The organism is Paraburkholderia xenovorans LB400 (assembly GCF_000013645.1).
Lineage (GTDB): Bacteria > Pseudomonadota > Gammaproteobacteria > Burkholderiales > Burkholderiaceae > Paraburkholderia > Paraburkholderia xenovorans.
The window spans coordinates 1223067-1243205 of the sequence record NC_007952.1 but is presented as its reverse complement, the minus strand read 5'-3'; the positions used below and the strand labels follow the sequence as shown (position 1 = coordinate 1243205).

The following is a 20139-nucleotide window of genomic DNA, read 5'->3' as shown; positions in this document are numbered from 1 at the left end:
GAGGCGCGCCTGTAGTGCTTTAGCAACTTCTGATTGATCCTGCCTGCGCGGCTTATCACCTTACGCATGCCATCGATGATTTCGTCGCGCGTCGGTCGGCGCCTGCTACGTGCGAGCTTGGTCTGAACCGCTGTAAAGAGCCGTTTGTCAACCGCAGCGACGAACGCGCCCGGTACCCTTATCCACTCGTCATAGGGGACCTGTCGCCGCCTGTTTCGACACGAACGGCGGAGCAATTGCGGATTCGGGATCGAATATCGCGGCGGAGCACGAGAGACGGTCGCGTACGAGCGGTTGGATAACGTGACCGACGGCCCAGGCATGGGAGCCCGAGGCTAACGTCACCGACCTGCCATGCGAGAATTCGACGGGCCCAATGAGTGGCTAACGACGATTAGCATGCAACGTGCGTTGAATCACCCGGAGGACATGGTCGAGGTCATCTACAGTGTAAGGTTTGCGTAGTTTTGCACACGGAAAGCCATGCATCGAGTTGTCCGGCAACTCATCTCCTGATGCAAGTACCACGTGTATATCCGGGTGTACTGCGAGAGCCCGTTTTGCAAGCTCGAGTCCGGAGACGCCGGGAAGGTTCAGATCAGTGAGCAGGACATCGAATCTCCCGGCATTGAGCCGCTCCATGACCTCGGACGCATGCGTCGCCTCTGCCGTACCGTGACGAGCATCTGGAGGATTTCGCAGACTGCATCTAACGAAGCCGCGTCATCCTCGACGACCAGGACATGCAATGGCCCTGCGGACCACGCGGCAGTACCAGACCGAGCGGTGTCCGCATCGTCAGACGCCACGTTGATCGCCTCGCCCGGTGTGCCGAGAATACGGCGCAGCTTGTGCGCAAGTTCTTCCTGGCTGTAAGGCTTGCCCAGCAGTTCAACGCCGGGGTCCAGTCGTCCTCCATGCACGACTGCGTTCTGGGTGTAACCGGAAGTGAAAAGAATCTTCAGGTGCGGCAGCGGCAGGGCTGCCTCGCGGGCCATTTCAGGACTTCGCAGCGTGCCAGGCATGACCACATCCGTAAATAGAACGTCGATATGAACACCGCTTCGTATCACGGCAAGCGCCTGCTCCGCATCATCTGCCTTCAGAACCGCGGCCCAGGTCCGTGAGCATGTTGACGACCCTTGACTGAACCCTGGCATCGTCCTCCACGACGAGGATGGTTTCCTTGCCGCCCCTCATTAGGCTGTGGTCGTGTCTTGCGTGCGGATCAACAGCCGTTTCCGTTGACCTTGGCAGATAAACCCGGATGGTCGATGGTGAGACGCCCCCCTGAGGGCATCGCGTCGCGCGCATTGATAGCCAGGTTCAGCAGCACATTCTCGAGCTGATGGATATCGACGAGCGCATTCCATAGGCCCGCCGCCACCACCGTCTCCACATTGATCGTGTCACCCAGCGCGCGAGCAAGCATGTTATCTATTCCGTGCACCGCCGCTGAAAGATTGACGACAACCGGGCGCAACACCTGCCGCCGGCCAAACGCGAGGAGTTGCGACGCGAGTTTGGCACCCCGCTCGACGGCATCGATCGCATGGGCGAGCCGCTCACCGCTCCAGGCGTCCCGGCGATGCCGGTTCTCGAGCAGTTCGAGGTTGCCCCTCAGCACCTGCAGGACGTTGTTGAAGTCATGCGCGACGCCACCCGTCAGCTTGCCGATCGCCTCCATTTTCTGCGCCTGGAACAGCGCGGCCCGCGTTTTTCCCAGAAGTTCATTGACCTCGCGCCGCTCGGTGATGTCCCGCGTGATCTTCGCAAACCCCGAGGGCTTTCCCTCGTCATCACGGATTGCATCGAGTACCACGTGTGCCCAGAAAGTCGTCCCGTCCCGACGCACGCGCCGGCCTTCCGCTTCGAACCGGCCTTCGCGGGCAGCCGTCTCAAGGCCGCGCTGGGGTGAGCCCGCAGCGGCGTCTTCCGGCGTATAGAACCGTGAGAAATGCGAACCGACAATCTCTTCGGCGCTGTAGCCCTTGATCCGCCGGGCGCCGCTGTTCCAGTTCGTCACATACCCGTCGGGCGAGAGCATGAAGATGGCGTAATCGGTCACCCCTTGCACCAGCAGCCGGAAACCGGAAACGCTGCTCGCTTTCAAGCACGGCCTCATTCGCCCGGCGCTTCTCGCTTACGTCGCGCACCACCTGAACGGCACCGTCGAACAGTCCCCGGTCATCGCGCAGGGCGGTGGTGTCCACGCTCGCCCAGAAGGTGCTCCCGTCCTTTCGCCGGCGCCATCCTTCCGAGTCGTGACACCCCGTTTGCCGGACACTGTCCATCACCGCATCGGGGAAACCATCACGACGGTCCTTATCCGTATAGAGAACGGAAAAATGCTGGCCGAGGATTTCCTGCGGCTGGTATCCCTCGGTGCGGATACCGCCCTCGTTCCAGCTGGCCACCCTGCCCTCGGGGGTAATCAGGAACACGGAATAGTCCCTGGTCGACCCGACCCACCGCCGGGTCCAGTCGCTTGTATCGGGCTGCATGTCCTTCGGTTCGGGGGTCGTCATCTATCAGGTGCATTGCTTGCGCATCTGTTTCCGGAACACCTGTCCCAGACGTAGAAATCCGGTATGGCAACCTGGGCCCAGACCACCTCTATGACAATCGACTCTATCAGCGCGAGGAGAAGAACAGTTGGATCAGAACTTGCTTGACGCAACCGGAACTTTCGGGCGGTAAAGATGATCAGGGTACTGCTGGTGGACGATGAACCGGCCATCCTCGAGGCGCTGCAACTTGCCCTAGCGGAATACGGCCTGCATTAGTTCTTACAATTCTTCCTGTTGCAGTTACATTAAGGGACGGCACGTCCGGAGGCCGGCGTGTCGTGAAAAACAGATCGGCTTGGGGGAGCGGGCATGGCATCGTCTACAGAACAGGAAACCGAGCAAAACCGTCTCGCGGCGCTTGCGGAATACGGCATCGGATCGGTGCTCTCAGACCCGGGTTTTGATCGTCTGGTCCAGCTTGCCGCCAGCATTTTCAGTGTTCCCATTGCACTGATATCGCTGGTCGAAACCGAAAGACAGCTTTTTGCCGCGAGCGTGGGACTGGACGTTTGTGAAACGTCGCGCGATGTATCGTTCTGCGCGCATGCGATCAGAGGCGATGACATCATGATCATTCCCGATGCCCGCGTCGATGCGCGTTTCCACGACAATCCGCTGGTGACTGGCGCACCCTTTATCCGCTTCTACGCGGGCGCACCGCTGCGCACCGCCAGCGGCCACGCGCTCGGTACGCTGTGCATTATCGGGCACCGGCCCCGCGAGAATTTCGGTGAACAGGACCGGCGCAACCTGCGCGACCTTGCGGCGCTCGTGCTGGACAAACTCGAGATCCGCAGACTGGAAATGGCGCGACGCACGAGCCAGTTCCGGTTCGAGAAGATCGCGGGCACCTCGCCCGACGCCATCATCTGCGCGGATGAGCAGGGCCTTACGACGTTCTGGAATCCGGCGGCCGAGAAGCTGCTGGGATACCGGTCCGATGAAATACTCGGCCGCAGCATCGACCTCATCGCACCCGAGCAGTTCACCGCGCGCCTCTACCAGCTCGCCGCGGCCGGCGAATCGCTGACCGAGGGGCGCACCGTGGAGATGATGGTCCGGGCCGCCAACGGAACAATGATTCCGGTCGAGCTGTCCGGGTCGATGTGGCGCGAAGACGGCCGTCCCAGGTTCGGCGCGATCCTGCGCGACATTACGGAGCGGCGTCAGAACGAGGAGCGGCTCCTCCGCCTGGCCCACATCGATCCGCTGACCGAACTGCCTAACCGGACCATGCTCAGGGAGCAGGTCGAGCTGGCCCTCAGTAAAGAGATGACGGCATCTGTGATGATGGTAGACCTCGACGGCTTCAAGGACGTCAACGACAGTCTCGGCCATTCAGGCGGAGATGCGGTTCTGGTCAATGTAGCCCGCCGCCTGCAGGCCTGCGCGCGATCTGGCGACACGGTCGCCCGGATGGGTGGCGATGAATTTGCGATCCTGCTGCCAGGACTGCCTGATGCAGTCGAGGCCGGACAGATTGCGGACAGCGTGATCGCGGCAGTGTCACAGCTGCTGACCATTGACGGGCAGCCCGTGAATATTGGCGCCAGCATCGGCATTGCGATGTTCCCCGGAGACGGACTGACGGTGCGGGAACTGCTTTCGAGCGCCGACCTCGCGCTCTACCAGGCCAAGGCCGAGGGCCGACATTGCCGCCGCTTTTTCAGCGCGGACCTGCGCGAGGAGGCAACGCTCAGGCGCGCGTATCAGGGTGAACTGGCCAGGGCACTCGCACATCAGGAGTTCGAGCTGCATTACCAGCCACAGGTGAGGCTGGCCGACAGTACGCTCGTGGGCGCGGAAGCGCTGCTGCGATGGCGCCATCCGCAAAAGGGACTGCTCGGCCCGGGCGCCTTCCTTCCGGCGATCGAAGCAGGCCTGCTCGCGCCACGGATCGGCGACTGGATCATCAGCATGGCCTGCGAGCAGGCGGCACAATGGCGCAGCCTGGTGCCGGACTTCCGTGTGGGCGTCAACCTGTTCGGCGCGCAGTTCCGCACGGGCGACCTGGCGGACAAGGTTCTTGCTGCACTGCAGGCGTTCAACCTGCCCCCTGCCGCGCTTGAACTTGAAATTACCGAGAACATCATCCTGCGTCATGACGAGCATATGCTCGGACCGCTTCGGGAACTGCATCAGCGCGGCGTGGGCATCGCCTTCGACGACTACGGTACCGGCTATGCGTCGCTCAGCATGCTCAAGCGCTATCCGTTGTCACGGCTGAAGATCGACCAGACATTCGTGCGCGCCATGCTGGAGTCTCCTCCGGACGCGGCCATCATCAGGGCGATCCTTTACCTTGGTCATAGCTTCGGTCTTGAGGTCATTGCCGAAGGCGTGGAAACCGGGGAGCAGGCCGCACGGCTGCGCAAGAAAGGGTGTGAAACCGCGCAGGGATTTCTGTTCGGCAAGCCGATGCCCGCGGAGGAGTTTGCGCGGCAGTTCATTGGGCCGCCCGCTGATCACGGCAGGGGCACGCCAACCATACTGTGAACCGTCGCCAGCCACGTAGTACCCGCTGCGCCCTTCAATGCGGCTGCTCTACCATGAGGTAGCGGATTACCAGCGCAGGATCTGCAATATCGAGTATCAATCGCCGGAGGGTGCGCTTGCGGCCGGGAGCTGAAGCCGGCCCTAGCTGTCGAGCAACCGATCTTCATGCACCGACGCAACTGCGTAGGTATTGAACGTGTAGCGTATCTCGCCCGGAAAATCCACGCTGTCCGGCAGGCTGAACCGTTCAGGGATCTCAGGAAAAAAAGCATCGCCGGGAGGGCGCAGGTCAATCTCGGTCAAATAGACGACGTCAGCGTACGGCATGAGCATCGCGTAAACCTGCTGCCCCCCGCCGACAAAAATAGCTTCCCGCGGGTCATTATTAACGGCAGCGGTCACTTCCGCGAACGACTTGACGGTTCGCACCGTGCCCAATCTGCTGGTACCCGAACTCAAAACCAGCAAATCTCGACCAGGCAGCGGCTTGCCTATTGATTCAAACGTTCTACGCCCCATCACGACAAGCTGGTTCATCGTCAGCTCTCGAAAGCGCTTCTGTTCGCCGGGAATCCTCCATGGAATATCGTTTCCAAGCCCGATGACGCGATTTGCTGCCATGGCCGCAACAAGCACGACCCGCTTCCCAGCCAGCATAGGCCCCCCTCGGAAATGTATATCGTAAGAATTCTACGACTGCCAGCGAAGTGTACTCAACCGAGCGCTTAGGTTGAACTGTCGGGCATTGCGCGCCTCACTCGCACGACGCGTGATGCCGAACGTCTTTTCTGGCATTCGGCAATCCTCTTCGGAAGGCAGCACCGAGCCTTTCGCGGGCCTGTTCGGACCGGTCTGGAGCGTCTATCAAGCGCTGCCGGCGACCGCCACATCGGGGCAGACCTCTACCGACCAAGTCGCGGGCCCGGTCGACGAGTCGCTGATCATGACCGGGTTCGGCCTGTTCGTCCCAATCCCGCCATGCTGGGAGCGCATTGGGTACGGGCGAACAAGGCCTCCTGACGAAGCTGAACCGTTTCGCGCATAGCCTGCACGCTTATTTCGTCACCGGCGGGCAGTTGTCGTCGCGTGAGCACAGGGAGACCTGAACGTCACGTTGCGGCTTACACGCCGCGCACGAGTTCACCCCCCGTGATCGTTTCCACAATCTTCCCGCCCGCCAGCCGGATCACGCGATCGGCCGTATCGAAGAAACGGTCGTCGTGCGAGATCACGATCAACGTCTTGCCCTGCCGCTTCAATTCCGGCAGGAACTCGTTGTAAAACACGCGACGGAAAGTGGGATCCTGGTCGGCAGCCCACTCGTCGAACATCATCACCGGCCGCTCCTCAAGCATCGCATGCACGAGTGCGAGGCGTTTGCGCTGCCCGGCCGAGAGATCGATGGTTGAGAACACGCCGTCGCTCACCTTCACCTTGTGCGCGATCTCCAGATGTTCGAGCCATTTCTGCGCGCGCGCCACCATCTCCGGATCGCGCGCGACGAGGTCGTCGAACAGGTAGTAATCGGAGAAAACTGCGGAAAACATCTGCCGGTAAGCGTCGATGCGTTCAGCTGGAATCGGCGTGCCGTCGAGTAGCAGTTGCCCGGAGCTCGGACTATAAAGTCCGAGCAGCAACTTGACGAGCGTCGTCTTTCCGCAGCCGTTCTCGCCGACAATGAACAGGGTCTCGCCGCGCCGTATCGTCAGATCGATTGGGCCGAGGCTGAACGGCACCGCTTCGCCGCTCGAAGCATACGTATAGCTCGCAGCGCGTAAGGAGATGTCCTCGCGCACCGTCATGCGTTCCGGCTCGCACGCGTTCGCCTGATCGTCGAGCAGATACGGCTCGCGGCTCGTGAACTGCGCAGTCAATTCCGCGATGCGCCGGAACGACACCTGCGCCTGACCGAGCGCGGGCAATGCACCCGCCAGTTGATCGACCGGCCCGCGCACATACAGCAGCACGATCACGAAGCCGCTAATCACGCGCGGATCGACGCCGAGCCGGTACTGTGCCGCCAGCAGCACGCCGATCACGGCGAAAAACAGCGTTGAACTAGCGGCGTCGGTGGCCCAGAACACGCGCATCGCGCGCGTTTTCAGATCGGCGATGGTGTCGGCCGCACCGGACAATTGCGCACCGTATACGCGTTGACGCCGCTCGCGATTCAGGCGCAACTCCTTCGCGCCTTCGCTGATTGCGCGGTATTGTTTCTGCAACTCGTCCTGCGCGCTGCGCACGCCTTCGTAGTGACGAATCCAGCGGCGCGACGCGTTGCGGTTGATCAGCAGCCCGAGCGCGATCGCGGCGGCCGCAAGCACGAACAGCAACGGCGACAGCACCAGCATATAAACGATGCACCCGATCACGATGGCGAACGCGATCGCGAAGCCGGAGAAATTGAAGGTGAAGGCGCTGATGGTGTCCACGTCGCCGTTCAGCGTCGCGAGCAGGCGATGCACCTTGTAGCGTTCGATCGCGGCGATCGGCGCGCAGACGATGCGCGCCGAGATTTCCTTGCGCAGCGCCGCGATAATCTGCTGGCCGATCATGCTGTTGCCGACGCCGGCCGCCGCTCGCCCCACCAGCGTGACCGCGCACAGCGCGACGAACAGCCCGATGGTGCGCGCGCTCGCACCGCCCGGCGCATGCAGTCCGTTGTTGATGGTTGCGAGCAGCCATGCCGTGGACAGACCGCCGATCGCGCCCATCACGGTCGCGAACAGCGTCACGCGCCAAAAGGGGCGCAAAAGGCGCACCAGTTCGCGCGAAAGGCCTGCCTTCGAATCGGCCGCGGGTGTCGTGGATGTCATTACTTTCCTCATCGGTTGAGTCGTGCGCGGTTCACCATATTTTTACCGGACATAACTGACCGGCTCGCCGGTGTCGGGATGTCGCATCACGCCCATCGAAATGCCGTAGATCGCCTGCAATTGCGCGGGGGTCAGGATTTCATCCGGCGTGCCTTGCGCGATCAGTTTGCCACTGTGCAGCGCGACGATTTCGTCGCAATAGCGCGCGGCCATGTTGACGTCGTGCAACACCACGATGATGCCGATACCACGCTCCGTGGATAGCCGATGCACCAGCGACAGCACCTCGACCTGATGCGCGACGTCGAGCGCCGAGATCGGTTCGTCGAGGAGCAGATAGTCGGCGTCCTGCGCGATCAGCATGGCGAGCCAGACCCGCTGGCGCTCGCCACCCGAAAGCGTGTCGACCAACCGGTCAGCGAAGCCGGTCACGTCGGTGAGCACCATCGCTTCGTCGACCTTGGCGCGGTCCGCGTCGGTGAAACGGCCGAGCGCGCCACGCCACGGATAACGGCCGAACGCCACCAGTTCGCGCACCAGAATCCCCGCCGCCGACGGCGTGTGCTGCGGCAGATACGCGAGCTTCTGCGCGAACGCACGCGTCGGCCACTGCTCAAGAGGCTTGCCTTCGAACAGGATCTGGCCGCCGCTCGCCGACTGCTGGCGCGCCAGAATCTTGATGAGCGTCGACTTGCCAGAGCCGTTGTGACCGATCAGTCCGATCACGCGGCGGGCCGGCAAGGTCAGCGTGAGCGAGCGCAGCAGGGTGCGCTCCGGCAGCGCGAAGCTCACGTCGCGCAACTCGAAGATCGACGCGTCGGCTCCAGTGACCCTGTCGCACGTCGTATTCACACGGTCCGTCGCAAGGCTGGCGCCAGCGGATTGAGCGCGGGTCACGGGCAATGGCACGACGTTCGCGGGCCGGGTCATGGGTTCACTCCCACCGAAGACCGGGCCGCGGCATGGCCAACCTCGGCTAGTTAGCGAGCAACAGGTTGCTCCGCTTTCGATCTCTGTAGTCTACGCCGGGCTCTGGATTATGATCGGCATCAGCCGAGGACCGGTCGGGCTCGCAGTTCACGTGCCGAAAGTTTGGAACAACCCGGCCAACAATCTTTTAGATATGTCAGCAGGCGGTCGTATCGACTCTGAGGACGCAATTGATATGCGGACTCACATACGACACGCAAGTCTTGTCGAGGCCACGGGGAAGCCACTGTTCGAATTGGCTCCTGACACCCTGACTGGGAAGGAAGACGATACTGAGATTATTGTCGAAACGACAATGGATGGCCGTTGGCACATTCTCGACTTGCCTATGCCTGGCTCGATCCATGCTGCCGCAGCCCTCCGGCAGCAGATTACTCGAATCCATGCGTATGGTTGGGCCGGTCGTGAAGGCTGGATCGTGGCCCGCTGAAGTCAATCGCCACTAAGTTGCGAAGTTCTGGCTGAAGGTGTTCAATGAACTGAAGACCCCACGCAGCTCTCTGATGGGAGAGAGAATCTCGCCGGAATACGTTCGCTGAACCTGAAGAATGGCGTGAAGCGCGAAATCGGCGTCGTCACGTTGAGAAATATGGCGGTGTCGCCAACTATCCATTCGTTTCAACGATATCTCGAGAGCCACGCCAGTACGCATGCGTGCACGCTGCTCCGCTGATATGCGGCGCACGGAGGGCGCCTTCGCCTCGCGGGTCATTCGCGACGCCGAGTGCTTTCCATGATTGCCGCGCAATAACCGCCGGTACCGGCCGCCAGTGCGTCTGTCCATCAACGTCGCCTAGAACCGGACGTTCTCCGCGCCCTTCAGGTCCAAGATCTCGCGCGCCTCTGCTGGGGTCGCGACGTCAAGAGAAAGACCCGCCAGAATCGTGCGGATCTGATTGACCTGCCAAGCATTGCTTCGAGCGAGTTCGCCGGGTCCAGCCCATAGGGAGTCCTCGAGACCGACCCGCACATTGGCTCCCTGGGCCGCGCCGATGGCGGCAAGGCGCATCTGGTTCCGACCCGCTCCGAGTATCGACCACACGTAGTCGGACCCGAAGAGCCGGTCCGCGGTCCGTTTCATATGCGCAAGATCTTCGGGATGCGCGCCGATGCCGCCGAGAATTCCGAACACGCTCTGCACGAGAAACGGTGGCTTGACGAGGCCCCGGTCCACGAAGTGAGCAAGGTTGTACAGGTGCGACGTGTCATAGCACTCGAACTCGAACCGCGTGCCTCCCGCGCCGCAGGAGACCAGAACTGCCTCTATATCGGCGAACGTGTTGCGGAATACCAGGTCTCGACTTTTCTCCAGATGTTCCCGTTCCCAGTCGTGGGTTCACTCCTTGTAGCGGTCGAGCATGGGATACAGTCCGAAATTCATCGATCCCATGTTCAGCGACGCCAGTTCGGGCTGACAGTGCAATGCGGGCCGCAGGCGTTCCTGCACGGTCATGTGTGGACTACCGCCGGTCGTGAGGTTGATCACCACATCGGACCGGTGCCGGATTTCGCCCAGGAACGCGGCAAACGCGTCCGGGTCCTGAGTCGGATGCCCGTCAACCGGATCCCTTGCATGCAGATGCACGATCGCCGCGCCTGCCTCGGCCGCTTCCACCGCCGCCTGTGCAATCTCGCCCGCCGTGATGGGCAGGTACGGCGACATGGTGGGCGTATGGATGGCGCCCGTAACAGCACAGGTAATGATGACTTTCGATGTTTTCTTCATGGAAACTTCCTCAGCAGTTTTTTCGCGTGGACGCATTGGCACGCGCAGCCGCTCTCCCCTACGCAACACGCTCATCGTCATGGTCTATCCGAAGCGCTTCGAGAAACCTCGAAACCAGGTTGTAAGCGCCCACCGTCGCCGTCAACTCGACGAGCTCGCGGTCGCTGAAGTGCCTGCGCACCGCGGAGAAGATCTCGTCCGGCACACGCACGTTCTTCGTCATCGCGTCGCAGTACCTGAGAACCGCGCGATCGCCTTCGCTGAACGCTTCCAGATCGTCGGTGCGCAATGCATCGATCTCGCTTAGCGTCACGCCGACCGAAACAGCGATAGGACGATGCTGCTCGAACTCATAGTCGGCGGCGTTGACGACCGCGATGCGCATGATCACCAGTTCGCGCACCCGTGCCTCAAGCGCGGATTTCTGGCGAATCGCCGTCAGAAACGACAGCCACCCCTCGCATACGGGCGGGCTGTGCAGCAGCATCGAATAAAGGTTGAGCAGCCGGCCGCGCCCGGCGACGATGCGCTCGATGAGCCCGGCGTCGGCCGCGCCCAGATCGGGATAGGGAATACGTGCCATTGAAGCCCCCGTGTTGAATAGAAAAAATGCGAAGCGCCGATAAGCCGCTTTCGCATCAGTCGCAACGCGCGCTCATGCCGCCGTCGACTACGATCTCGGTGCCGGTGATGAAGCGGGCCTCGTCCGACGCGAGAAACAGCGCCGCGTTGGCCGTATCGCGGCCGTCGCCCATGAACGGCAGAGGAATACGTGCCTTGCGCTTGCGGAGCAGCAGTTCGAGATCGCCGCCGGTCTGGTTGCGGGCGATCGTCGTATCGACCATCGGGGTGTACAGCAGACCCGGCACCACGGAGTTGGCCCGGATGTTCTTCGACGCATATTCGACCGCCACCACGCGCGCGAACTGAATAACGCCAGCCTTGGCTGCCGCATAGCCGACCTGGGCGGCGCCCGTCCAGCGGATGCCGGACGTCGATGCGATGTTGACAATAGAGCCGCCGGCCTGCCCTTCCATGACTGGCAGTACGTGGTGGCACATCAGGAACGTCGTCGTCAGATTCAGTTCCAGCTGCTCGCCCCACTGCGCTTCGCTCAACTGGACCGGGCCGCCCGGCGCGGGCGCCCCCACGTTGTTCACCAGTACGTCGATGCGCCCCGAACGCGCCACGATATCCGCGACCAGGCGCTCGACGGCGGCACTATCGGTCACGTCGCATTCGTACGGTGTGACCTTCCCTCCCGCCTGCCGTATCAATTCAAGCGTTTCGTCCATGGATGCCAGATTCCGGTCGATCGCGACGACGTGCGCGCCTTCCTCGGCAAACCTCACTGCGATCGCGCGGCCATTGCCCCAACCGGGACCAATGCATCCGGCCCCTGTGACGAGTGCGACCCTGTCTCTCAATCTTCCTGAGTTCATTGCGCTTCCTGTAGATTCGCTGCATACACACAAAAACCGGAGCGTGCGGGCAGGATCGCACCCGGCACGAAAGGCCGCGTGTGCCTGCGTCCACGCCCCTCGCTCAAAACCGGTGGATCATCCCCAGAACGCCTTCGAATAGCGAGTTAGAGCCGTTGAACGACTGCGTAAATCCGGCGGTCGACGCGAGTTGCGTCCACTGCCCGCTAAGGTGGTTGTAGTTGAATCCGGTGTACAGATCGGTCCGCTTCGAGAGGTGGTAGAACAGGATCGGCCCTGTCGTGATTCTCGTGCCCTCTCCTGACGCATGGTGCAGCACGTCCACATAGACGGCATTGCGAATCTCCCACGCAGGATTGAACCGATAGGACGCGCCCAGCGACATCGAATCGTTCCGGTAATCGGCCGGATACACGTGGCTGTAGATGTACTGCGCGTATAGCGTCGCCTGGCTGATGGTCCAGCTCGCGCCCAGCATGAACAGCTTCTGCGTGCTGTCCGGAATGCCAATGCCGAAATAGGTATTGCCGTACGCGGTATTCGCGGGCACCGCACCGCCGATGTTGTTGACGATCTGGTACACCGCGCCCACGCTGAGCGCGCCCGCGTCATATGCGACACTCACCGCCGGCGATGAATTGCGATGCGTGTCGCCCGCCACGCCGCCGAACGTATAAGCGCCGTTCACCCTGAAGCCGTGATAGCTTTCCGAGCTGTATTGCACGGTATTGTCGAGCCGCGCACCACCCACCAGCCCCGCCGCCTGGAATCCCCAGGTCGCGGCATAGTTGGCAAACGCGAACGTGTCGTGCGAGGCACCCATCAGATAAGCCAGCAGGTATTGCCGGCCCAGCGTCAACGTGCCCCATCCCTGCTTCGACAACCCGACGAACGCCTGCCGGCCGAATTCGCGTGTCTGCCCGCCCGGTGTCGGAAACGCCATGGCACCGGTATTCGCGATAAAACCGGATTCGAGGGTGAAGAGCGCCTTCGTGCCGCCGCCCAGATCTTCGATGCCCCGCAATCCCCACCGGCTTCCCAGAATCGCGCCGCCCGCTCCCATCGTGATGTTGTGACCGCCGTCACGCGTCTGATGGTTGTCATACCGGATCGCTTCATCGATCAATCCGTAAAGGGTAACCGACGACTGGCTCCACGCCGATGAAGCATACAGACCCAACATCGCCGCACCAACTATGCACGTTCTCCTCATTGCAACTCTCCGTCTCCAGTGTTCTGGTTTTTTTAAAAGCATCCGTAATCGATCTCGCACACGACATACATGATTCGGATGACTAACCGAATGGAATGGCAATTCGTCTGCAATATCGTTCAGTTACGAACATGCCGGCACGTCTTTTACTGCCGGCATGTCATTTCAGTGGCTGATGTCGACCGTCCTGTGCCGCTCCTGCGTCCCCGTACTGATGCCGGTCTCCACCGTCTGCTCGAGGCGCAGCCCACTCGTCTCGATCTTCAGCAGCCAAACCGCCAGGGCCAGCAGTAGCTGAACGGCCACTACGGAACCCACCACCATGTTCACACCGCCCACAGTGAACAGCCACAGCACAAAGAACTGACAAAGCGCACTTGCGGCCCTACCCGCCGTACCGCAAACACCACTGCCGCGCAAACGGTAAGACGTGGCGAACAATTCGGGCACGTAAGCCCCCTGGCCGACCGCCACGAGAACGTAGATGCCTGCTACGAGACAGAAACCTGCAGTCAGCAACTCGGCACTTGAGGCCGCGTGCTGATAGAGCAGCCCGATCGCGGCGGTCGCGAGCGTCGCGCCGATGATCGCCGGGCGGCGGCCCATCCGGTCCGTGATGAAAATGCCGATGACCGTTCCAGCGGGCGCACCGAGCGACATGACCGTGCTATAGGTCAGCGACTTCACGATATTGAAACCCTGCTGCACAAAAAACGATGGCAACCAATTGATCAACCCGTAGACGCTATATCCGATCGTCACCATGATCAGTGAGCCGACAATTGAGCGCCACAGTACCGGCGTCCTGAACAGCACGCTGAGCGGAACGGTTTCAGCCCGAACCGTATCTTCGCGCAGATAATCAGGTAAAACATGGCGCTTGGCCACCGACGTCTCGATGCCGTCCAGCACGGCTTCCGCTTCCTCCAAGCGCCCCTGGCTCACGAGCCAGCGCGGCGACTCGGGCATTTTTTTGCGCATCACCCAGACGATGGTCGCGGCCACGCCCGTGATGGCAAACATATAGCGCCAGCCAAAGGTTGGAATGATCCACAGGCTGGCGAGCGAAGCGACGAAGACAGCCGAATTGGCGAACAGTGAAAGCGCCGCGAGTAGTCGGCCGCGATAGCGTGGCGGCACAAACTCCGACAGCATGCCGTACGAGATGACGATCTCCGCGCCCATGCCGATTCCCATGATGAAGCGCAGCGCGATGAGCCACGTCATGCTTGGCGCGAAGGCCGCCGCCAGCGAGGCACCGCCGAAGATGAGCAGATTGAGCTGGTACGAGAAGCGCCGGCCGAAACGGTCGCCGAGTATGCCTGCGCACCATGCGCCGATGGTCAGGCCGGCGAACGTGAGCGTCGTAAACCACGCGTTGAGCTCCAGCGTAGACCAGCCCGATTTAAGCAGTGCTCCGGTAACGACGCCGCCCAGGTAAACGTCGAAAGCATCGAGAAAAAGACCGGCACCGATGAGGAAAAAGAGACGCCAGTGAAAAGAGCTCAACGGTAACCTGTCGAGGCGCGTCGCGGCATAAACCGTGTTCTGCATCGTTTGTCTCCTGAATTCGTTTTTATGGGTTTCCATGGCCGACCGTTGACCTCGGGCATCTCACTGGTCGTTCACCTCGACGGGTAAGTCCAGCAGCAGGAAGCTGAACGACTTGCCGTGGAAGTCCAGATTCAGCGAGGCATTGACGCCTCCTTCCAACGCGTCGTGGAGCACGAAGTTAAAGCCGTGAAGCGCCGGGACCTCGAAGCGCTCGACCGCGCCCCGGAAAAGATCCGGATAAGCCGCCGCGACTCGCTCCGGCGTGAGAGACGCCTTGATGTCCTCATAGTGCTTCGGATCGTAAGGCCACACCGACACACAGGACACGTTGCCCTTATCGCCGGTACGGGCCGAAGCGATCTCCCGGAGCAGAACGGTTCTCTTCATGACTGCAATACCTCCACCTTGAGTTCGATCGAATCGCGATCGACGTACACGGCATGCGTCGTGACCGACGCATTGACGTTGCCACGATAACCGCCACCGCCCGCGGGCCCCGCGACCCAAAGACTTTCGACTTCCGCCAGAAGCGTCTGCGCCATTTCGCCGTCGCCCGTGCGCATCGCCGCTCGCAGACGCACGTCCTGAGTGCTGGCCTCCCGCCGGACCGCGGTGGCATGCAGTGCATTCACGCCGATCAGGTCGAGACGAATACGTTCCTTGCAGTGGTGGACGTGGCGCATGCGTTCTTCGACGATGTCCGCCGCAAGCTGCGCGCGCTCGACCGCGCCGGGGCCGGCGTAGCTGAACTCAGCCTCGGCGAGGAATCCGCCGTCAAAGCCGGCGATCGCCTTCAGCCTGTCGGGCCGCGCCCGTCCCGTCGCGCCGCTGATAGCGATGCGGTCGGGACCGGCCTCCCCGATCCGCACGGACGCGAAGTCCGCAGTCACATCGGGCGTCAGATACGCGCGCGGATCGTGCACTTCGTAGAGCAGTTGCTCTTTCACAGTGAGTTCCGTCACGCATCCACCGGTGCCTTCGAGCTTGGACACGACCGCACGTCCGTCGGCCTCCACCTCGGCAAAGGGGAACCCGACGTACGCCAGGTTCGGCACGGTCTTGTACGGAGGATCGGCGAAATAGCCACCAGTCAGCTGCGTCGTGCACTCGAGCAGGTGCCCAACCACCGTACCGGCGCCTAGCGTGGTCCAGTCGTCGAGCTTCCAGCCATAACGGTGCGCGAGCGGAGCAAGAAAGAGCGATGGGTCCGCCACCCGTCCCGTGATCACGAGATGAGGTTCGGTGTCGAGCGCCGGAAGAAGCGCTTCGGCACCCAGGTACGCATTGGCGCCGACGAGGCGCAACCCCGACTCGCCGACGGTCCTGCCGATTTCCGGCAGCACCGTCGCATCGTTGATCTGGCGGCTCACGTCGTCGCCCTCGACCACTGCCACGCGAATGCGAAGGCCCATCTTGCGCGCGAACTCAATGGCGACTTGCCCTGCCGCTCGCGGATTGGCGACCCCCATGTTGGTGACGATCGTCGTGCCGTTTCGCACACAAGCCTGGAGCACCGCGGCCAGCCGCTTTTCCAGCAACGGGTTATATCCGCGGGACGGATCCCGCGACCGCTGCAGGTGCCCGTAGGCCAGCGTGCGCTCCGCCAGGCACTCGAATACCAGGTAATCCAGATTGCCGCGTTCGGCCAGATCGCGCGCCGGGTCGATCCGATCCCCGGCAAACCCCGCTCCAGCACCGATACGCAATGCTTGTCCTGCCATGTCACCTCTCCAGTTACAACAGCGTTCCGAAAAACACAGTTACGTTCGCGTTTCGGAACATTAAACGTGAAAAGTTCATGGAGAGTCAAGCAGATTTGTTCCGAAATCAGATTTGACTTCCTATATCGGAACAAATAGCATGATGAAACACGGTCCGCCGAGGAAGACGTTTTTTCCGGACGAACAAGACCACGGCTGGCACCGGGGCCGCCACTCAACCCGTGCGGGGCGGCGCGAGCCGGCCTTTCACCACCAAACCATCATGACCATCAATCGAACGCCGCCTCGCGCCAACGCTCTGGGATTCCGCAGAGACATCACGCCGCCGTCCTTCCGGATGCCGGCTGGAGCGTGCGACACTCATATGCATATCGTCGGACCTTTCGAGCACTACCCGCTGCGCGAAACCCGATCGCTGCAGCCGCCCGAGTCGACGCTGGAGGACTACGTGGCGATGAAGCGGATCATGGGCGTCGAACGCAATGTGATCGTTCAGCCGAGCTTCTTCGCGAAAGACAATGCATGCACCCTGGACTCGGCGGAGCGCCTGGGGGAACAGACACGCGCGGTGGTCGTCGTCGAACCCGACGTCGAGGAAGACACACTGGCAGCCATGCATGCGCGCGGGGCACGCGGTGTACGGCTTCAGCGCGTCGTGGCGGGCGGCACCAGCGTCGACGAGATTGCGGAAATCGCTGCGCGTATCCAGCCGTTCGGGTGGCACTTGCAGCTCTTTATCGACTCGGAGGATATCGAAGCGCTGGCACCGCAATTGCGGCAACTGCCCGTACCCATCGTGTTCGATCACATGGCGCATGTGTATCAGGACAGTTCGACTGCGTCGCCCGGTTTTCGAGCCGTTCTCGACCTGCTCGCCGAGGGCAAGGCCTGGGTCAAGCTTTCGGCATGGCGTTTCTCACCCGATGACGCGCGCGCCCGCCTGCTCGTGTCCGCCAATCCGGAACGCGTTCTGTGGGGCAGCGACTGGCCGCACGTCTCATATCAGGAGGAAGTACCGGACGACGGCCAGCTCTTGAACCGGCTCGCGCAATGGGCACAGGACCCGGCCACGCTCCATCGCATTCTCGTCGACAATCCCGCGCAGCTTTATTTCCGGGACCAGCAGGCCTGACCGCAGGGCACCAACCACCTTCTTGCACCGCCGCACGGCAATGCCGTCGCGCGGTGGTGCGCGCGTCGCTCCGGATCATCCGGAAAACGGCTTCCGCTATAATGAGCCGCCCATCGCTAACCGCGGTGGACGCCCGTATCCCGTCGTTCGACACGGCCACATAAGTACTTCGTCAATCCTGGATTCCGCTACGACTCGGTGATGAACAGACATAAGGCCGGCGCGGAAGGCATAAGCCCGCGCAAACAATACGAGACGACGCGCTCGCCCGCGCGGGTACTACAGGTGATCTACGAACTGGCGACCAGCACGAACGGCCTGTCGCTAGCCAGGCTGGCATCGCTGACTCACCTGCCGAAAACCAGCCTGCTGACGTTGCTTCGCTCGCTCGAGGCGGCCAACTATGTCGTCAACGTGTCCGGCATGTATCAACTCGGCACAGAGACCTATGCAATCGCTGCGGCGATCACGGCGAAAGAACGCTTTCTGCCTACCGCGCGCCCCGCATTGCAGGCGCTCTTCGCCGACACCGGCGAAACGGTGCAGATCGGCATTCTTGTTCAGGACGAAGCGCTTGCCGAAACCATCGAGATGATCGAGACGCGCAAGCCGGTCCGGTTCTCCATGGCTATCGGACTGCGACGCCCGCTACACTCGAGTTCTATCGGCAAACTGCTGCTCGCCCATCAGCCCGTCGAGTGGACGCGAACCTATCTGAAGCACCACGAGCTGGAAGCCTTCACCCCGCAGACCATCACCAGCGAGGTCGACCTGCTCGCGGAACTGGAGCGGATCCGGCAGAACGGTATCTCGATCTCGCATGAGAGCATGTTCGAGGGTATGAGCGGAATTTCAGCGCCGATCTGGAACGAAGCCGGATATATGCTGGCGGGCATCAGCGTCACCGGACCGACCTACCGGCTTCGCCCGGAGGAATCGCGTATCCGTGAACTGGCGCAGCGTACAGGAGAAGACATCTCGAGAAAGCTTGGCTATGCAGGGCCATACCCTCGCAAAGAAACCAATGACGCGGTGACGACCTAACCAAACCTAACGCAAACCATGCGGGATTTTTAAGCTTGTCGCCCTAAAAAACTAAATTTTACGCTGCCTTTTTTCTTGGTTGCGGCGTGGCGGAACGGATGCCATGGTTGTCACTTCGATCTGGGTTCAGATGCGTAGCATGTTACGGACTGAACCGCCCCCAGGATGAACTGCCCCCCGAGAGTTGGACGTTGAAGCGTTAATTTTTTCCCGCTCGCATTCGATATTCCACGGGACTCAGTCCACCAAGTTTCGATCTGATGCGGTGCCGGTTGTAGTAGTCGATGTAGCCCTCCAGGCCTGTCCTTAATGCGTCGACGTCTTCGAAGTCCGTGAGATGGAAGTACTCGAACCTCACCAACCGCTACTCTGCCGGCACGCATTTGCTCCACTCGGTGGCTTGAAGAGGAAGTTCGAGATGTACCAATATCGACAGGTTCTGGTGCGAATGCGCCAGGGTGACTCCGACCGGGATATCGACCGCTCGACCATCATGGGCCGTAAGAAGCTGACAGCCGCGCGGGAGATCGCAACCGGGCGCGGGTGGCTTTCTCCATACAACGCTCTGCCGTCGCGAAAAGCCACGCTTGCAGCATGCGCGAAAACGTCCATCGACGCGCTCTGCCCCACGAGCAACGCTTCCGCCTCGCGTGCGCGCCAGGGTTTGGTCCCCACGCCGCCCATCGCAATGCGCGCCTCGCGAATGCGCGGCCCATTCATCACCACGATCACGGCGCTGGAGGCCAGCGCGAACTGGTAGGACGCGCGGTCACGCAGCTTCAGATAGCCTGAGCGGCTGCCTTCAGGCGGCGCATCGAGCGTGACGTGCGTGATCAACTCATGCGGCTGCAGCGCATGTTCCTTCCACGGTGTATCGCCCGGCAGCAGATGGAACTCGCCGAAATCGATCTCGCGCGAACCATTCGGACCTTGTACGGTGACGCGCGCGCCGATTGCCGTCATCGCCACGCACATGTCCGAGGGATGGCTCGCGATGCACTGCGCGCTCGTGCCGAGCACGGCATGCACGCTGCGGTTGTGTCCGCCGATGGCTGAGCAGCCCGAGCCCGGTTCGCGCTTGTTGCAAGGCGACACGCCGTCGCGGAAGTAGTTGCAGCGCACGCGCTGCATCACGTTACCGCCGGTTGTCGCCTTGTTGCGCAATTGGGTCGACGCGCCGGCAAGCAGCGCCTGCGAGAGCACCGGATAGTCCGTGCGCACGATCGAATGACGCGCGAGTTCGGTATTCGTCACGAGTGCACCAATCCGCAAACGCCCATCCGGCAAGGTCTCGATCTGCCGCAGCGGCAAGCGGTTGATATCGACGAGTTGATCCGGTTGCATCACGTCGATGCTTGACGAGATCCAGTAGCGTCGTGCCGCCCGCGAGATACGACGGCTGCTGGGCGGCTGCGTGACGGTTGACGGCCTGCCC

At 61.7% G+C, this 20139-nt stretch carries 15 protein-coding genes and 4 pseudogenes; 5 read left to right on the top strand and 14 right to left on the bottom strand.

Annotated features, from left to right (window positions below; all coding sequences use genetic code 11):
* Window positions 1-384: 384 nt before the first annotated feature.
* Both BXE_RS48240 and BXE_RS27500 read right to left on the bottom strand, forming a co-directional pair.
* Entirely contained in the window at window positions 385-642 is a 258-nt protein-coding gene (locus BXE_RS48240) for a hypothetical protein (protein WP_407668634.1), read from the bottom strand.
* 152 nt (window positions 643-794) lie between these two features.
* Window positions 795-2528 (bottom strand): annotated as a pseudogene (locus tag BXE_RS27500) (PAS domain S-box protein); the annotation flags it as partial.
* Window positions 2529-2879: 351 nt separating this feature from the next.
* On the opposite strand from BXE_RS27500, the gene BXE_RS27495 reads away from it, so the two are divergent.
* The gene (locus BXE_RS27495) at window positions 2880-5066 is read left to right on the top strand and encodes a putative bifunctional diguanylate cyclase/phosphodiesterase (RefSeq protein WP_011491398.1); all 2187 of its coding nucleotides are present in this window, start codon (window positions 2880-2882) and stop codon (window positions 5064-5066) included.
* Window positions 5067-5207: 141 nt separating this feature from the next.
* On the opposite strand, the gene BXE_RS27490 is transcribed toward BXE_RS27495, so the two are convergent.
* A complete protein-coding gene (locus BXE_RS27490; RefSeq protein WP_011491397.1) occupies window positions 5208-5723 on the bottom strand; it encodes a dihydrofolate reductase in 516 nt (171 codons plus the stop codon).
* Window positions 5724-5853: 130 nt separating this feature from the next.
* Between BXE_RS27490 and BXE_RS44580 the strand changes: the two are divergent.
* Window positions 5854-6172: pseudogene (locus BXE_RS44580) on the top strand (MotA/TolQ/ExbB proton channel family protein); the annotation flags it as partial.
* A 15-nt stretch (window positions 6173-6187) separates the two neighbouring features.
* Here BXE_RS44580 and BXE_RS27485 read toward each other — a convergent pair.
* Both BXE_RS27485 and BXE_RS27480 read right to left on the bottom strand, forming a co-directional pair.
* Window positions 6188-7882, bottom strand: a complete 1695-nt coding sequence (locus BXE_RS27485; RefSeq protein ID WP_011491396.1) for a cyclic peptide export ABC transporter — start codon at window positions 7880-7882, stop codon at window positions 6188-6190.
* A gap of 42 nt (window positions 7883-7924) precedes the next feature.
* A complete protein-coding gene (locus BXE_RS27480; protein WP_011491395.1) occupies window positions 7925-8812 on the bottom strand; it encodes an ATP-binding cassette domain-containing protein in 888 nt (295 codons plus the stop codon).
* A 109-nt stretch (window positions 8813-8921) separates the two neighbouring features.
* Between BXE_RS27480 and BXE_RS27475 the strand changes: the two genes are divergently transcribed.
* Entirely contained in the window at window positions 8922-9302 is a 381-nt protein-coding gene (locus tag BXE_RS27475; protein WP_148223011.1) for a hypothetical protein, read from the top strand.
* Window positions 9303-9665: 363 nt separating this feature from the next.
* On the opposite strand, the pseudogene BXE_RS27465 reads toward BXE_RS27475, so the two are convergent.
* The 7 genes and pseudogenes from BXE_RS27465 to BXE_RS27435 all read right to left on the bottom strand — a co-directional run bounded on the left by BXE_RS27465 (window position 9666) and on the right by BXE_RS27435 (window position 16528).
* Window positions 9666-10598: pseudogene (locus BXE_RS27465) on the bottom strand (3-keto-5-aminohexanoate cleavage protein).
* A gap of 58 nt (window positions 10599-10656) precedes the next feature.
* Window positions 10657-11181, bottom strand: coding sequence for a carboxymuconolactone decarboxylase family protein (locus BXE_RS27460; protein WP_011491391.1), 525 nt, complete (start codon window positions 11179-11181; stop codon window positions 10657-10659).
* 55 nt (window positions 11182-11236) lie between these two features.
* On the bottom strand, window positions 11237-12040 hold the full coding sequence (locus BXE_RS27455; protein ID WP_011491390.1) for an SDR family NAD(P)-dependent oxidoreductase: 804 nt from the start codon (window positions 12038-12040) through the stop codon (window positions 11237-11239).
* A gap of 103 nt (window positions 12041-12143) precedes the next feature.
* A complete protein-coding gene (locus tag BXE_RS27450) occupies window positions 12144-13223 on the bottom strand; it encodes a porin (RefSeq protein WP_233518968.1) in 1080 nt (359 codons plus the stop codon).
* Window positions 13224-13418: 195 nt separating this feature from the next.
* A complete protein-coding gene (locus BXE_RS27445) occupies window positions 13419-14807 on the bottom strand; it encodes an MFS transporter (protein WP_040124845.1) in 1389 nt (462 codons plus the stop codon).
* A 60-nt stretch (window positions 14808-14867) separates the two neighbouring features.
* Entirely contained in the window at window positions 14868-15194 is a 327-nt protein-coding gene (locus BXE_RS27440) for an AtuA-related protein (protein ID WP_011491387.1), read from the bottom strand.
* Window positions 15191-16528, bottom strand: coding sequence for an acyclic terpene utilization AtuA family protein (locus BXE_RS27435; protein ID WP_011491386.1), 1338 nt, complete (start codon window positions 16526-16528; stop codon window positions 15191-15193). Before BXE_RS27435 ends, BXE_RS27440 begins: the two co-directional genes overlap by 4 nt.
* Before the next feature lie 262 nt (window positions 16529-16790).
* Between BXE_RS27435 and BXE_RS27430 the strand changes: the two genes are divergently transcribed.
* Together BXE_RS27430 and BXE_RS27425 are read left to right on the top strand one after the other, a co-directional pair.
* Window positions 16791-17660, top strand: coding sequence for an amidohydrolase family protein (locus tag BXE_RS27430; RefSeq protein ID WP_011491385.1), 870 nt, complete (start codon window positions 16791-16793; stop codon window positions 17658-17660).
* Between the two features lie 201 nt (window positions 17661-17861).
* Window positions 17862-18704, top strand: a complete 843-nt coding sequence (locus tag BXE_RS27425) for an IclR family transcriptional regulator (protein WP_011491384.1) — start codon at window positions 17862-17864, stop codon at window positions 18702-18704.
* A gap of 199 nt (window positions 18705-18903) precedes the next feature.
* On the opposite strand, the gene BXE_RS48235 is transcribed toward BXE_RS27425, so the two are convergent.
* Together BXE_RS48235 and BXE_RS27420 are read right to left on the bottom strand one after the other, a co-directional pair.
* Window positions 18904-19062, bottom strand: a complete 159-nt coding sequence (locus BXE_RS48235) for an IS3 family transposase (RefSeq protein ID WP_407668639.1) — start codon at window positions 19060-19062, stop codon at window positions 18904-18906.
* Between the two features lie 281 nt (window positions 19063-19343).
* Window positions 19344-20048: pseudogene (locus BXE_RS27420) on the bottom strand (FAD binding domain-containing protein); the annotation flags it as partial.
* Window positions 20049-20139 lie beyond the last annotated feature (91 nt).

Coding starts and splice junctions, on each gene's coding strand:
- BXE_RS48240 (WP_407668634.1), bottom strand. CDS start 642: ATGGAGCGGCTCAATGCCGGGAGATTCGATGTCCTGCTCACTGATCTG.
- BXE_RS27495 (WP_011491398.1), top strand. CDS start 2,880: ATGGCATCGTCTACAGAACAGGAAACCGAGCAAAACCGTCTCGCGGCG.
- BXE_RS27490 (WP_011491397.1), bottom strand. CDS start 5,723: ATGCTGGCTGGGAAGCGGGTCGTGCTTGTTGCGGCCATGGCAGCAAAT.
- BXE_RS27485 (WP_011491396.1), bottom strand. CDS start 7,882: ATGACATCCACGACACCCGCGGCCGATTCGAAGGCAGGCCTTTCGCGC.
- BXE_RS27480 (WP_011491395.1), bottom strand. CDS start 8,812: ATGACCCGGCCCGCGAACGTCGTGCCATTGCCCGTGACCCGCGCTCAA.
- BXE_RS27475 (WP_148223011.1), top strand. CDS start 8,922: ATGATCGGCATCAGCCGAGGACCGGTCGGGCTCGCAGTTCACGTGCCG.
- BXE_RS27460 (WP_011491391.1), bottom strand. CDS start 11,181: ATGGCACGTATTCCCTATCCCGATCTGGGCGCGGCCGACGCCGGGCTC.
- BXE_RS27455 (WP_011491390.1), bottom strand. CDS start 12,040: ATGAACTCAGGAAGATTGAGAGACAGGGTCGCACTCGTCACAGGGGCC.
- BXE_RS27450 (WP_233518968.1), bottom strand. CDS start 13,223: ATGTTGGGTCTGTATGCTTCATCGGCGTGGAGCCAGTCGTCGGTTACC.
- BXE_RS27445 (WP_040124845.1), bottom strand. CDS start 14,807: ATGCAGAACACGGTTTATGCCGCGACGCGCCTCGACAGGTTACCGTTG.
- BXE_RS27440 (WP_011491387.1), bottom strand. CDS start 15,194: ATGAAGAGAACCGTTCTGCTCCGGGAGATCGCTTCGGCCCGTACCGGC.
- BXE_RS27435 (WP_011491386.1), bottom strand. CDS start 16,528: ATGGCAGGACAAGCATTGCGTATCGGTGCTGGAGCGGGGTTTGCCGGG.
- BXE_RS27430 (WP_011491385.1), top strand. CDS start 16,791: ATGACCATCAATCGAACGCCGCCTCGCGCCAACGCTCTGGGATTCCGC.
- BXE_RS27425 (WP_011491384.1), top strand. CDS start 17,862: ATGAACAGACATAAGGCCGGCGCGGAAGGCATAAGCCCGCGCAAACAA.